This window comes from Ignavibacteriales bacterium, assembly GCA_026390595.1.
Taxonomy (GTDB): domain Bacteria; phylum Bacteroidota; class Ignavibacteria; order UBA10030; family UBA10030; genus UBA9647.
Genome location: JAPLFQ010000003.1, coordinates 80,342 through 96,021, shown reverse-complemented (window position 1 = coordinate 96,021; position 15,680 = coordinate 80,342). Strand labels below are relative to the sequence as shown.

The following is a 15,680-nucleotide window of genomic DNA, read 5'->3' as shown; positions in this document are numbered from 1 at the left end:
TGCAGAGCCCGGAGAAAGACTATGTATTCGAACAGAACCTACGGTCTTGGACTTGCCTTGGGCTGCGCGCTTGCCATCACTATTCTCTTTCTCGCGGGTGCCATCGAAAGTCTTGAGCTAAAAAGCCTCGACCTCCGCTCCCACTGGTTCGCGGGCCATCAGAAAGCTGACACCAACATCGTCATCGCGGCCATCGATGAAAGAAGCCTGCTCGAATTCAAACACAGTGGCGTTGTCTGGAAGTGGCCGCGGGAGTTCTACGGGGCGCTTGTCCGGTACTTGCATCGTGGTGGGGCGAAAGCCGTCGTATTCGACGTTCTGTATCCGGATCCTGACATCGACCGCTCAAATACGAACGGAGAGGAGTCGGATTCTTCATTCGCTCGTGCGATGAACACCGCCGGAAACGTCGTCCTGGCCTCGTTGTTCCACCGGTCAGATGACCCGCTCTGGGAAGACAACCCGATCGTCTACAAGCCACGGTACCGGGTTCAGCTGCCATTCGATACGACTGCCGTGCGGTCGGTTCCGTTTGCGAGTCTCCCCATTCCGCTTTTTCAACAATCGGTTGCCGTCCTCGGCTCGGCAAACTACTACGAAGATCTCGACGGCGTCTGTCGCCGCAGTCCTCTCTTCTATCGCTATCACAATACCATCATCCCTCACCTGGGCCTTGCGGCTTATGTCGTATCGGAGAAGATCGACAACTTCCAAGTCGACGAAGGCCAGATCCGACTGGGCAAAAGAGTCATTCCGTTGGATAAGAGCGGGCAATTCCTTATCTCATACTATGGTAAGGGAGGTCCACATGGCGTTTTCCGGTACCACTCAATCGGAGCATTGCTGGCTTCTGCACGAGACGAGGAACTCCAGAAGCCGCCCCTCGTGCCCTCGGCCGAATTCAAGGACAAGATTGTGTTTGTCGGATCGAATGCGGCCGGCCTTTTCGATTTGAAGAACACTCCGTTCAGCGCGTTGGAACCGTATCCCGGCGTCGAAATTTCCGCCACTATCCTGAGCAACGTTCTTCACAATCACTTCTTGAGTCGAGTTCCCTCATTTGTAGTCATCCTTTCGATTCTGATACTGTCCTTGATAGTCGGAGCAGCTTTCTTCCATCTTCACAGTCCGAGAATCGCCGTCGCTGTTACGGTCGCGCTCGTTGCGGTCTGGAGCCTCGCAATCCTCATTCTGTTCAACTATTCCAATGTCTGGCTCGACTGGGTCTCGCCGATGATCGCTGTCACGGTGACATTTGCGGTCTCTGCGCTCGTGAGCTATCAGACAGAGGGAAAAGCCCGGCGCGAGCTCCGTCAAGCGTTCAGCGGGTATCTTAGCCCGGCGGTTGTTGAACACGTGATCGAGAACCAGAGCGAGATCACACTTGGAGGAGCGGAAATCGTAGCTACGGTCCTGTTCACTGACCTCAAGGATTTCACGAGCATCAGCGAAAAGAAGAGTGCGCCCGAACTGATCGAGATGCTCAACCGGTATTTCACCCTGACGAGCGCGAAGATTCTGGATCGGGGCGGACTTGTCGACAAGTACATTGGCGACTCGATCATGGCTGTGTTCGGTGCACCTCTTCCGGTGACAGAACACGCTTCGCTTGCCTGCAAGGCGGCGTTGGAAATCGCAAATCTGGTTTCACAATCCGGCGGTCAAAACGGTCTCCCCCTAGTGACCAGGATCGGAATAAATACCGGCAAGATGGTTGTGGGAAACGTTGGCTCGAACGACCGGCACGACTACACGGCGATTGGTGATACCGTGAATCTAGCTTCCCGGCTTGAAGGAACGAACAAAGTGTATGGGACGAAGATTATTGTGAGCGAATCGACACTCGAGCAGGTGCCAGACGCGTTTCTCGTCCGACCGCTTGACAAACTTCTTGTGAAGGGAAAACAGAAGCCTGTCGTCATCTACGAATTGATGAGTGAACGGATAACCGCGGGAGAACTGGAGATGGAGATTGTCGACGAGTTTGTGAAAGCACTCGGTCTCTATCGAAAACGTGCTTTCAAAGATGCGCTCTCAGTGTTTCGGCACATTCTGAGGGTCGCGCCAGATGATGGTCCTTCGCATGAGTATCTCCGACGATGCCATGAGTTCATCAAAAACCCGCCGCCAAGACGATGGAGCGGAGTTCACACCCTTCTCACAAAATAAGGTTCTGCTATGCGACGAATAGCATGGTTGTTGGTCATTGCCATCCTCAGCGTCTGGGCGCCGGGGATTTCACAATCGGTAGAATACACGAAGCGATCCAAGAATGAGGTTCGCGATGGTCCCGGAAGCTACTTCCAGCTCTTGAAGGTGCTGCCAAAGGGTGTCCCAGTTCCCATCATGAAGCGTGACGGAGGATGGGTGAACTTCAAGCCAGGGAACTCTGCAGGTGGGATGTCAGTCTGGCTTTCCAAGAATTGCCTGGTTGAAGGCAAGCCAATCGATTTGCTGCGCGATTTGAAGCTCGAATGGCAGTCGTCCAAAGCCTCCCCGTCTGCCGTCGCGGCAGCAATCCGTGGATTTGCCGTGCGGTATGGGAAAGTACCTTCAGCAGTTGTCGACACCGTGCTTGGGATGCAGGAGGGGTTGTTTACTTCAGAGGAATACGCCGAGTTTGAATTGATGACGAAAGGAGGCCGTCTGATCACTCAGCAGAAATCGTCCTCAGGTATTGCCGATCTGATGAAGGAGCCCGAGTCGTCGGTCTCTCTGGATGGATTAGGGGCAGGGATAGCAGCGCGGTTGGCGAGTCAGGGGTTGGTCTCGAACCGACAACTGGTGAAGTACGTAAACCTGCTCGCCGCCACACTTGCTGTCATGACGCCATACTTCGATACGCCAATGAGGGTTTATGTTCTCAAAGGCGAAGAGCCGAGGGCCTATGCGATCCCGGGTGGATACATATTCCTGGGGGAGGGATTGATCCATCTGTGCAGTGATGAGGCAGAGCTGGCCGCAATCATTGCGCACGAAATTGCTCATCTCGCAGCCGGCCATGCCATGGAGGAAGAGTTCCAACGGAGATTCAGAGTGAGAATGGATGAGGTCTTTGCGGAGCTTGAACGGGAGCTTGACCAGAAGCCCGATTCATCTGAGACGGATCTCGAAGAGATGATCCAGGAAGCATACGATGAGGTCGTGAAGCCTCGCCTCCAGGTTTACGAAGAACAAGCCGACAAGGCGGCAGTGATGATGCTCTCATCTCTTGGCTATGATGCGCAGGCTGTGCCGGGAATCGTCGAGAAGACTGGTCGAGTCATCAAGGGTCGCGTCAAAGACTGGACAGAAAGTCCCTTTATGCATCTGGATTTTGAGAAAAGGTACGCTGCGCTGCACAAGCTGCTGCAGGCAAACCCTGGTTACGCTGGCGGTGCCAGAAATGGAGAGAGGTTCAGGCGGATAGTGCGATAATTTGAAGAGATGCCGTGGGTAGACGCAGAGATGAAAAAGCTGATGCCGACGGAGATCAAGGTCGGACCGAACTATTCGAACCCGTTCTCCGCCGGAGGCGGATCCGCCTATGGCGGAAATCCGGAGACGATCATACCGGTTGAGCTGCCGAAGGCGATGGAAGTGAAGATATTCATTTATGATATCTTAGGCAGAGAGGTACGGATACTTCATGACGGGATGATGGCAGAGGGCAGAAGCTACATTCGGTGGGATGGAACCGATGGGCAGAGGCGTAAAATGGCAAGTGGGGCGTATTTGTATCGCGTGGAAATACCAACGGCAAGAAAAATCGTCAGCGGGAAAATCATGCTGGTGCAGTAGATCTTGAGGATAATTCAAATCGTCTGATCATGCCACACAAGACCCGTTGGGAGGTGGAAGGAGGAGAGTGATTCGACGATTGGTGGAGCATAGCAGCGTATGAGGCTCCTCTTGGGGAGCAGTAATGAAAGGGCTCCGATTGGCTAGCATGCGTTCGAGCAAGTTATCAAGATCATTGTACAATGACAACGAGTTAAGCAGTAGCATAATGGGCCAAAGAGCGCTTGTACGTATGTCGATCATTCTTCGAAGCACGATGTACAAGGCCGTTCATCGCGGAGCAACACCGATGGAAAAGTGCGGTTCGTATAGAAACACCAATTGGGTTTGCGGATGTCGTCGCTCCGGTGGTTTACACTTTGAAGTCAGTTCGATTTGTGAAGCAATGGTGATGGATACGAGTAATGCATTCCGATCACTCTGGCTGGTCTTTTGGGTGGGAACTATTCTGTGGTCGGGCGAAGTGCATGGTGCGGATATGATCACGGTCAGTGTTTCAGCTAGTGCAACATTGGGAACGCTTGTGACTGTTGGGTCGACCGCATTCCAGGAGAAAGACAAACTGTTTGACGATGAGATAAATTCAAATGTCCCTCAAAGAACAACCGATAAGGTTCTTGAACGAGGTAATAAACTCTCAAGAACAGGCACAATTCCCACGATTGTGTCCGTCTTCCCAAAATCAGGCCCGGTTGGGAGCATTGTCACAATTCAAGGGACGAATTTTAGTTCGGTGGTGGCCAACAATGCTGTCTTCTTTGGAGCTGTGCGAGCAACGGTCATTGCGGCAACAACGCAGTCATTGCAGGTCAAAGTGCCGGCCGGTTCGACATACAAACCTATTTCTGTCTGTGCTAATGGGTTAACTGCCTATTCACTGTTGCCGTTCGCTGTGACTTTTAGCCGAACTCAGGATTTGACTGTCAGCTCTTTTGGCAGCCAGGTCAACTATCGACAGGCGACTGAAATGTTTGGAATGGATATCGCAGACTTTACGGGAGACGGGAAGCCTGATATAGTAGTCGGGAACAGCAATAATAACAGTATCTCAGTTTTGAAGAACATGAGTCAGCCATATCAAATCGATGCATCATCTTTCGGCTTGGGTGCGATCCAGAACATAGGGCTTTCCTCCTGGAGCGCGCTAGCAGAGGATTTCGATGGCGATGGAAACAAAGACATCGCGATTGCCAGCTACACAAATGTCTCCATTTCGAGGAACACGGGTCAAGGAGGTCCCATTACCAGTTGGTTCGACCCGTCGTTCGACGTGGCAGGCGGAAGGACTTCTATGGTCTCTTTTTGCGCACATGATCTTGACGGCGATGGCAAGCCAGATCTGGTGGCACCCATGCAATATCCAGCTCAGAACCAGATAACCATTCTGAGGAATACGTCATCGCCTGGGGTTATGAATGCAGCAAGCTTTGCGGATACTCTGATTCTTCAATCGGGGAATGATCCCAGAAGCATAGATGTAGGCGATTTAGATGGCGACGGGTTGCCGGACATCGTTGTCGCGAACTATGCAGACAATACGTTTTCAGTATTGAGAAATGCCGGATCATCGGGACGCATTACACGTTCTGCGTTTCCATCGAGGTTGGATCTGCCGACGGGAACCAACCCAAACCACGTGATTTTGGCCGATATCGATGGCGATGGCAAACTGGACATCGTGATTACCAACCTCACTTCTGGCACCGTTTCGGTTATCAGAAATATCTCAGTTGCGGGGTCGTTAGCTGCTGGATCATTCGCGGCGAAAGTCGACTTCTCGGTTGGAGCTAATTGCTATATGTCAGCAATAGGTGATCTTGATGGAGATGGAAAGGTAGATATCGCGGTTGCAGGACAGGGGAATTTCGGAACGACAATTCTCCGTAACCAAAGCACGCCGGGAGTCATCGATTCGAACTCATTCGCGCCGGGGTTCAAGATATCTTCCTCACATACGCAAAGGGGGATTTGCGTTTGTGATGTAGATGGCGATGGAGTTCCCGACATCGTCTTCGTTAGCCAATTCATTGTGAGTGTTTCGATTTTCAGGAATCAGGTTGCCGACGCGCCGAAAATGAGTGCTGCCGAACTTTCGGCGCCATCGAACACTTCAACTTCCATCTCCACAAGCCCCCTTCTTTCCTGGAAAGGTGTTGATGGAGCGACTTCATTTCGTATCCAGGTCTCCACATCTTCTTCTTTCACGACGACACTTGTGGACGACAGCACGCTTCTGACCGGCTCGAAGCAAATCACTGGCCTACTGAACAACACCATCTACTACTGGCGAGTGTGTGGGCTGAATTGGGGTGGTCAAGGGCCGTATTCATCGACATGGAGTTTCACGACTGTCAAGGCTCCTCCGATTTCGGTAGCTCTTTTCTCTCCACCGAATGGATCATCTGGAATTACGAATAACACCCTTCTTTCGTGGACCCAAATCCGGGATGCATCGGGATATGCAATCCAGGTATCAAAGAGCACGAGCTTCACTTCTCTGGCTTTTGAGGATACCACTCTTACTGATGTGTATCGACAAGTCAGCACTCTCCAGAATGGTACAACGTATTATTGGAGAGTGCGGGCCAGGAATGCCGGGGGGTATGGGCCCTACTCTCCAATATGGAGCTTTGCTACGGTGCCCGCTCCGCCGGCCGCCATAGGACTGCAGGCTCCCACCAATGGGAGTTTGAGCAATTCCGTAAGCTTATCATTGGTCTGGTTTGGCATCAGCGGGGTGGACTCCTACCATGTGCAGGTCAGCTCCGATGTGAATTTCAGTGTCCTCCTGGTCGACGACACTGCTTTGGTCAGCACAGCGAAGCAAGTTGGTCCGTTCCAAAACAACACGACGTACTTCTGGCGAGTCCGGGGGAAGAACGCAGGTGGTTATGGGACGTACTCGCCAACATGGAGTTTCACAACAATCGTCGCAATGTCCCCGCAAGTTACCTTGATATCGCCACTAGAAGGATCTGCGGGAATTGATATCAACCCTATGATGAGCTGGAATGCTCTAAGTGGCGCGACGGCATACCATTTTCAGCTGTCGACCAGTTCATCGTTCATTACTTTGGCAATCGAGGACACGGCGGTCTTGACCACAACGCGTCAGTTGATTGGTCTTCAGAACGGTGGAAGCTATTTCTGGCGAGTACGAGCCAGAAATGCTGCGGGCTTTGGGCCTTTTTCACCAACATGGAGTTTCACCACAATCGTTGCCGCGCCAGTTGCCATTGTTCTGCAGTCACCGTCGAACATCTCAAAGGGTTTGATGATCACTCCCGTACTGACCTGGTTGGGTTTGGCCTCATCAGCATCTTACAATCTCCAATTGAGTCAGGATGCCGATCTTGGAACATTGTTAATAGATGATTCCGGGATTACTCAGCCATCGAAACAGGTTGGTCCGCTTCAGAACAATACAACATACTATTGGCGGGTTCGTGGTATCAATGCAGGCGGGAATGGAGGCTTTTCTTCGACGTGGAGCTTCACCACGGTTGTGAGCTTGCCTCAACAAGTCAGTCTGACTTCGCCAGCGAACAGTGCCACCGGAGTCAGCACGAATCCACTGCTAACTTGGAGCCAGCTCTCGGAAGCTTCCGTGTACCATCTAGAGGTTGCGACAAGTTCATCTTTTCTATCACTCAGTACGGATGATACGACGCTGGCAATACCATCACGTCAACTGGTAGCGCTTCAGAACAGCACGACGTATTATTGGCGAGTTCATGCGAGCAACGGAGCAGGAGACGGTCCCTACTCATCGACGTGGAGCTTCACGACGATCATAGCCGCTCCATCGGTGGCTGCACTGCAATCCCCTTTGAATACATCAACGGGCATTATTACCACACCGTTCTTGAGTTGGACGAGTATAAGCACAGCGACTAGTTATCACGTCCAGGTGAGCCAGGATTTGAACTTCAGTTCACTTGTAGTTGATGACACAACAGTGACGGGGACGGCGAAGCAGATAGGTCCACTTCAAAACAACACGACATACTACTGGAGAGTGAGGGGCAAGAACGCGGGAGGGTATGGTTCCTACTCTCCGACATGGAGCTTAACGACAACTGTGGCCTTGCCGTCAACTGTGATGCTGTCACTACCAGCTGATGGATCGGTGGGAGTGGCTGTTAATCCGATGGTTAGCTGGAATGGTGTCATGGGGGCAGCGGTCTATCATCTAGAGCTCTCGACAAGCCCATCGTTTACTGTGTTGGTGCTCGAGGATAGTACATCAGTCACCACGTCCCGCCAATTAGCCGGGCTGCAGAACAACACCACCTACTACTGGCGAATGCACGGAAAGAACGCAGCAGGAGACGGTCCCTACTCATCGACGTGGAGCTTCACCACGATCATCGCTGCTCCATTGGCGGCAGTGCTGCAGTCGCCGGGGAACACGGCGACGGGTATTACGACCGCACCGACATTAATCTGGTCAATCCTCAGCACTGCGACAAGCTATGATCTACAGGTAAGCTCGGATGTGAACTTCAGTTCGTTGGTGGTAGATGATACAACGTTACTCGGAACATCTAAGCAAATGGGTCCGCTTCAGAACAACACAACTTACTACTGGCGTGTTCGAGGTAAGAACGCGGGAGGGTATGGCCCGTACTCTTCGACATGGAGCTTTGCCACGATTGTAGCACTGCCGAGCATCGTTGTTCTTTCTGCTCCGAGTGACAACGCTGGCGGTGTGCCAACATCACCGGTGTTGAGATGGTCCTCAGTTCTGACAGCAACAACGTATCGTCTTCAAGTCTCAACAAGTGCAAGCTTTGGGACCTTGGTGTTCGAAGACTCAACGCTGACGGGGATATCACAGCAACTCAGCTCACTTCAAAATAGCACGGCGTACTACTGGCATGTCTGTGCAAGGAACGTGGCTGGCTATGGTCCCTACTCACCGACTTGGAGTTTTACGACAGTAATAGCCGCACCTGCATCAGCGACACTGCAGTTTCCTCCCAATGGATCAGGAGGGGTGCCTACCAGCCCGACACTGAGCTGGACAAGTCTTGGCGCAGCGACCAATTATCACCTGCAGGTCTCGACGGATGTGAGTTTTGCCTCCAACCTGATTGATGACACCACCCTGACAGCCACATCAAGGCAGATAGGTCCTCTTCAGAACAACACGATCTATCAGTGGCGCATCAGGGGGAAGAATGCAGGGGGGTATGGTCTCTATTCATCAACATGGAGCTTTACGACGATCCCGGTCTATACACCGGCAGTATCGGTGAGCACAAGCCTTGGGTTCTCAACTAGGGCAAAGGCATCAGACTATACCCCAACAGACTATAAGCTCTTTGGGCTTCCTGGAGGGAGTAACCTCCCGGTAGACTCGGTCTTTACTGGCAGAGAGAACTATGACTGGCAGGTGTACTGGGATGATGGAAGCTCGAGCAATTATATGAAGAAGTATGACGGGAGCCAGACGTTTAGGTTCACGCAGGGGAGGGCATTCTGGGTGATAGCCAAGAATGCGGTGAATGTGAGCCGGACGCTGGGAGCGGCAACGCTGAACACGAACCAGGAGGTCGAGATTCCATTGCAGGCGGGCTGGAACCTGATAACGAACCCGTTCAACGCATCAACACAGTGGTCGAAGATACAGACGATCAATGGAACGACAGCCCCGATATATTCCTTCAGCGGAGTGTTCAACGTATCCTCGACATTTGATCCTTATACAGGCTACTACTTCTTCAACGGATCTCCCAATGCAATCTTGACAACGCTGCGAGTGCCCTATGCCAGCCTGTTCACGAAGACAGTGGAAGCACCAGCGAACAGCAAAGGCTGGAGACTACAAGTCCAGGCAGGGGATAGCAGGGTGGAGATTGGTGTAGAGCCTGAGGCAAAACCAGGGCTGGATGCCTTTGATCAAAGGATGCCGAGAGCCGTGGGAGAGATCAGTCAGGTCAGCTTGAGCCGAGAGGAATGGGACAAAGACTATCCGACGTTCAGGATGGATATAAGGCCTCAGGTAAACAATATAGAGAAGTGGAACATCGAGCTCGCTGCGAAGGCCAAAACGACGACACAGATCAAAGTAACGGGGACAGAAACGGTCCCGAGTCAGTATGAAGTCTACTTGGTGGACCAGGAAGGGAAGAGAACTCAGGATCTCAGGAAGATGCAGGCATATGATTGCGATGTACAAAGCTCTAAGAGAGAGATCTCAATACTAGTCGGGACGAGTGAGTTGGTCAGGTCTGAGGCAGAAAAGAGTCTGCCCACGGAGATCAAGGTGGGTCCGAACTATCCGAACCCATTCAATCCGGAGACGATCATCCCGATTGAGTTGCCGAAGGCGATGGATGTAACGATCGTCGTTTACGACATTCTCGGTCGGCAGGTGAAGGTGCTGCAGAATGGAATCATGGAATCAGGCAGACATTATATGAGGTGGGATGGGAAAGACAGCAATCAGTCGAAAGTTGGCACTGGTGTCTACTTCTTCCGAGTAGAATGCAGTGGACTAAGGAACTTCGTTGTCAAAATGCTCATCATTCAATAATCCGAGAATATGAGGAACCTGCAGCATTCCAGGGTTATCGCTATCTGTTTGGTCCTTCTTGCCCAGGACATTGTCGCACAAGACTTCTGGCAACCGACAACAGGACCCACTGGTACAATGATCTCTGCAATGGCCGAAGATCCGTTTGGCGTTCTTTTCGCGGGAACGTATGGGGCAGGAATCTTCCGATCGACGGACAATGGCATCTCATGGATACCTGTCAACACAGGATTGACGAATTCTATTGTGATGTCACTGGCGTGCAGCTCTGATGGTACTCTCTATGCCGGCACGGAGGGGAGTTACCTCTTTCGTTCTGTTGATAACGGTGATCATTGGTCTCGTCTCACTGCGGGCGATGCTACGTTTGTTCTCTCGATCGCCGTTGCTTCAAACGGGACTGTCTTCATCGGAACGCCTCACATCGGAGTCTTTCGATCGACTGATAGAGGTGGTACTTGGCAGGCTCCGGCAGGCAGCTGGCAGGATTACAACTTCAGGTCGTTGAGCATTGATTCGTTGGGGTACGTTTTTGCTGGTGGGAATAATGGTGCGTACCGTTCAAGTGACAAGGGGATCAACTGGACTCCCATGAACAACGGGCTTTCGGGAGTCAGATTGACGGCATTGACAATCGATCCAAAAGGTCAATTGTTCGCGGGGTGCAATGTCGGCGTTTTCCGATCAATCAATGGAGGCGCTGCCTGGAGTCCGGTTGCCACTTCTCTCCAGAACCTTGATGTGTATGCGTTGGCAGCGAATCCATCTGGAACAGTGTTTGCGGGGACTTTCAACCTTGGAATCGCATCTTCGAGCGACGGCGGGACGGCTTGGAAACTGAGCAATACCGGTTTGACAGACAAGAGAGTAACCTCGCTGCTCAGTTCGAAGAGTGGACGGATCTACGCAGGTACCCGAGGTGGGAGCATCTATATATCGAGTGACGGTGGAACCGCCTGGAATGTAGCGGGATCCCTGACTGCGAATGAATACAGCAGATCGGTGGGGACGGGGGCAACGAACACGGTATTTGCGGGGACGCATTATCAACGCGGAGTCTTCAGATCGTCCAACAATGGTGCTACCTGGGCACTGACTACAAGTGTTTTCAATTCAATGTCGTACGCTGTTGACAAAAAAGGTGTGATCTACGCCGGAAGCGATGGAAGTGTATTTCGTTCAACCGATGACGGCATTACCTGGACCAGGTCACAAGTCGGTGCCTTTAGTATTACCAGCCTGGCTGTAAATTCATCGGGATCAGTTTTCGCCGGTACGGACGGAGGGGGCATCTATCGGTCCACAGATGACGGCCAGACATGGATTGCCATCAACAATGGGCTCAAGAGCAATGTTGTCTTCTCAATGGCGGTGAATTCCAGCGACTATCTTTACGCCGCAGCATATGGCGCGGGAGTTCATCTTTCGACAGATAATGGTTCGACGTGGAACTTGACGAGCCCCACAAGCACCACATGGAGTAATTTCCCTTATGTTCGAGCAGTTGCCATCAACTCTTCAGGCTATCTCTTCGCTGGATGCAACTGGGGTTTAATCAGATCGACTGACAACGGAAGTACTTGGACTGATCTCACGGCAAAGTTCTCCAATGGCACGGTTCAAGGGATCGTCGCCAATTCCATAGGAGAAATTTTCGTGGCGGTGTGGGGAGAAGGTGTTTATCGATCCACGGATAATGGCGATACGTGGTTGATAGTCAACTCGGGGCTGGGAAACATCTACATGCAGCTCCAGACTATCGCCCTGAGCCCAAGTGGTTTTCTATTTCTTGGGACGGCCGACGGTGTCTATCGAAGCGCCCAATCAACGATACCCCGCTACCTTGGCGAAAGTCTGAGTGATCCACGTACGGTTCTCTTGCTTCATCTGAACGAGACGGTTGGCTCGGCGGTCATTGATGCGAGCAGTTATGCGAACACAATGACAGCCCTTGCGACTGTTGTTCAATCTGGTCGATTTGGTCGGGCCAAGAAATTCAGCTTCGGTGGCTCACTTACGGTTAGTCATTCCGCGACGTTGAACATCGGGGCGTCGGATGTGACGTTAGAAGCATGGGTCAACACAAGAACGCCAGACAATCTCTGGACAGTCATGACAAAATGGGATGGGAGAAAGGGGTTTTCCTGGGAGGTCCAGTCCAATGGTATTGTTGCGTTCACTGTGTCGAATGATGCAGGGAATACGCGAAAGTTGACAGGTAAGCGAACCATTGACGACCTTAAGTGGCACCATCTCGCGATACGACGGCTGGGGACCCAGATCGCACAGTACATCGATGGCGCACTTGATGTGTCAATTGATGTTGGCGGATCTGTCGAAGACTTTTCGTCGACAGCGTCTCTTGTCATGGGTTCTGGCGCGGGAAATGTCCAGAACTTCAGCTTGGATGAAGTCCGAATATCGAGTGTGGCCCGTTCCCTTCAGGAGTTCGGCTTGCAGCTTCCACCGAAGAATGTATTAGTCTCCTTGACAGGATCAGCTGTAAATCTGAGTTGGACGAACGGTGGAGGTGCTGTTGGCGCCCTTCGATACAAAATCTATCGCGGGCTGGATTCGACGTTGGTTATTCTTAGAGACTCGACGACATCGCCGGCATACTCTGATCTTGGATTGGCTGCCGCCACACAGTACTACTACGCTGTCAGCGCCGTTGACTCCACAGGGTTTGAAAGCGGCAAAAGCGGCGTTGTCTCTGTGACCACTCAGTCAGCTTCAGGACCGATAGTGGCAACACTGAGTGTCTCTTCAGTAACATCTGGTTCAGCAACACTGAATGGAAGTGTGAATCCCAGTGGACAAAGTACCACTGCATGGTTCGAGTGGGGGACCAGTGCGACGTTCGCGACATACAATCAGACCACTGCACAATCTGTAGGCAGCGGAATCTCGGCGGCGACATTCAGTGCAGATCTCGCCGGGTTGGTGCAAAGCACAACCTACTATTTTCGATCAGTCGCTCAGAATGCAGGAGGTGTCCAGAAAGGCGGATTAGCAACCTTCACGACAACCAAGGCGGCGACTGGGCCAAGTCAGAAGGCAATGCGCTTTTCGGGATCTGGCGACTACGTTGAAATTCCTCATTCAGACAGTCTCGTGCCCTCGAAAATGACTATCGAAGTGTGGATCCGCGTAAATGCGGTGCCTCAAGGGCAAATTCCAGGCCACAATCAGAATATCCTCGACAAGCGAGGGTCTGTGGCTGGAGTACTCGGGGGGTATGAACTTAGGATCCCTGATCAAGCTGTCCCCATGCCGCTCATGCTCGTTCTTCCGTTGGGTGGGACTGAACAGCAGCTGAGTTTCCCCAATGTGTTCCAATTGCTGCGATGGTATCACATCGCGATAACTCATAATGGCTCCTTCGCCAGCCTGTATGTCGACGGCCAATTCGTCTCGAGTCAAGCTTCCACACTCTCGACGAGTTCGAAGGAGCCGCTCAGGTTTGGAGAGATCCCGTATTATCCACTCATCACGATGGCACTCGCGGACATCGATGAAGTGCGAATATGGAACTATGTCCGATCGGCGACTCAAATCAAAGACAACATGAATAAGCTCTTGTTCGGAGATGAGTCTGGATTGGTAGGATATTGGCCATTTGACGCTGATGCTGGAACATCGGTCGCAGACCGGTCGAGGACAGGCAACAATGGCCTGCGTTATGGGAATGCTCTGACGGTGGATTCGGATCTTTCTTTTGCCCCGGCCATGAAGCTAGTCAGTCCAACGAACGGTGCGAGCACGATACCCCTAGTAACTACCTTGGCATGGAACGCGACTCCCGGAGTGTCTCGCTACCGCCTGGAAGTTTCGAAAAGCGCATTTTTCACCAGTTACGTTCTGCAGGATTCGAGCCTCACCACGAAGAATCGACAAATCGGTCCGTTGCAGGATAGCACCACGTACTATTGGAGAGTAATTGCCACGACCACTACCGGAGAAGAAGTAAAAACGGATGTGTGGAGCTTCACCACTGTTCCGGCCTACAAATCTACGGTCGCCATCAGTACATCTCTCGGATTCATCAGCAAAAGCAAAGCGTCCGATTTTAGCGCCACCGACTACAGGCTGTTTGGATTGCCAGGGGCAAGCGATCTGGCGCTGAATTCAGTCCTCAATGGGACTCAAAATGTGGATTGGCAAGCGTACTGGGACAATGGAGCTTCAAGCAATTACATGATACCGTACGACGGCAGCTCCAACTTCAAATTCAGCGTTGGCAGAGGATTCTGGCTGATCTCCATGCGCCCGATCAGTGTTGATCGGGTGGTTGCGACGGCCCCGCTGAACAGCGATCAAGAGCTGATTGTGCCTTTGCGCTCAGGATGGAATATTATCACGAATCCATTTACCTCATCCATTCAGTGGTCGAAGATACAAAGCGTTAATGGAATTGCTGCACCACTTTATGCATTCGACGGAGCCTTCAAATCGTCGTTATCGTTCGATCCGTATGTCGGATACTATCTTTTCAATGGGTCTCCGAATTCGACACTGTCAGGATTAAGGGTGCCATACAGCAGCATCTTCACAAAGCTGGATCAACCGGTGATCGCCGGCAGCAAGGGATGGCGGCTCCATGTGCGCGTTACGGCAGGAAGTGAGGTTATCAAAGGTGTTGAAATCGGAGTCGAGCCTGATTCAAGGGCCGGATTGGATTCCTATGATGAGAGAATTCCAAGGGGCGCTGGGAAAGGCTCCGCAATTCTGCTCCAACGCGAAGAGTGGGACAAGGACTATCCTTCGTTTGGCACTGATATCAGGCCGGGTATCAACGGAGTGGAGAGATGGAACATGACTCTTGAAAGAAGTCAGTATGAGGGAGCCAGGAGTCAGAATGTTCTAATTCACGTAGACGGGATCGAGCGAATCCCGACGCAATACGACGTCTATTTGCTGGACATTGACGGGAAGCGAGAACAGGATCTCAGGAAGAATCAGACGTATGAATTCGAGTCACGGGGCACGATCCGGGAGTTCAGTGTCATCGTGGGAGAGCCCACCCTGGTGAGATCGGAGGCGGAGAAGAATCTGCCAACAGAGATTAAGGTGGGGCCGAATTATCCTAATCCGTTCAATCCTGAAACAATCATACCGATCGAGCTGCCGAAGACGATGGATGTGAAGATTGTGGTGTACGACATCCTCGGAAGGGCTGTGAAAACGCTGTATGATAGAATGATGGAATCGGGAAGACACTACGTGAGGTGGAATGGGAGGGATGAGCAGCAACGGAAGCTGGCGAGCGGCGTGTATCTGTTCCGTGTGGAGGTGACTGCTGGTAAGAAGATTGTAAGCGGAAAGATCACATTGGTACAGTAACGAATGAATGTGAATC

5 protein-coding genes are annotated in these 15,680 nt (G+C 51.9%); all 5 read left to right on the top strand.

The features are described 5' to 3' along the window. Positions 1–21: 21 nt before the first annotated feature. The 5 genes from NTU47_00285 to NTU47_00265 all read left to right on the top strand — a co-directional run bounded on the left by NTU47_00285 (position 22) and on the right by NTU47_00265 (position 15,664). A complete protein-coding gene (locus NTU47_00285; GenBank protein ID MCX6132219.1) occupies positions 22–2,169 on the top strand; it encodes an adenylate/guanylate cyclase domain-containing protein in 2,148 nt (715 codons plus the stop codon). Between the two features lie 9 nt (positions 2,170–2,178). Further along, on the top strand, positions 2,179–3,417 hold the full coding sequence (locus tag NTU47_00280; GenBank protein ID MCX6132218.1) for a M48 family metalloprotease: 1,239 nt from the start codon (positions 2,179–2,181) through the stop codon (positions 3,415–3,417). A gap of 30 nt (positions 3,418–3,447) precedes the next feature. Then, complete coding sequence (locus NTU47_00275; GenBank protein MCX6132217.1) at positions 3,448–3,780, top strand: hypothetical protein; 333 nt, start codon at positions 3,448–3,450, stop codon at positions 3,778–3,780. A 391-nt stretch (positions 3,781–4,171) separates the two neighbouring features. After that, complete coding sequence (locus tag NTU47_00270) at positions 4,172–10,321, top strand: FG-GAP-like repeat-containing protein (GenBank protein MCX6132216.1); 6,150 nt, start codon at positions 4,172–4,174, stop codon at positions 10,319–10,321. A gap of 117 nt (positions 10,322–10,438) precedes the next feature. Further along, positions 10,439–15,664, top strand: a complete 5,226-nt coding sequence (locus NTU47_00265; GenBank protein MCX6132215.1) for a T9SS type A sorting domain-containing protein — start codon at positions 10,439–10,441, stop codon at positions 15,662–15,664. The last annotated feature ends 16 nt before the right edge of the window (positions 15,665–15,680 follow it).

What these genes read in the sequence shown, in the direction of transcription:
- NTU47_00285 (MCX6132219.1), top strand. Translation starts at nt 22, where the DNA reads ATGTATTCGAACAGAACCTACGGTCTTGGACTTGCCTTGGGCTGCGCG.
- NTU47_00280 (MCX6132218.1), top strand. Translation starts at nt 2,179, where the DNA reads ATGCGACGAATAGCATGGTTGTTGGTCATTGCCATCCTCAGCGTCTGG.
- NTU47_00275 (MCX6132217.1), top strand. Translation starts at nt 3,448, where the DNA reads ATGAAAAAGCTGATGCCGACGGAGATCAAGGTCGGACCGAACTATTCG.
- NTU47_00270 (MCX6132216.1), top strand. Translation starts at nt 4,172, where the DNA reads ATGGATACGAGTAATGCATTCCGATCACTCTGGCTGGTCTTTTGGGTG.
- NTU47_00265 (MCX6132215.1), top strand. Translation starts at nt 10,439, where the DNA reads ATGATCTCTGCAATGGCCGAAGATCCGTTTGGCGTTCTTTTCGCGGGA.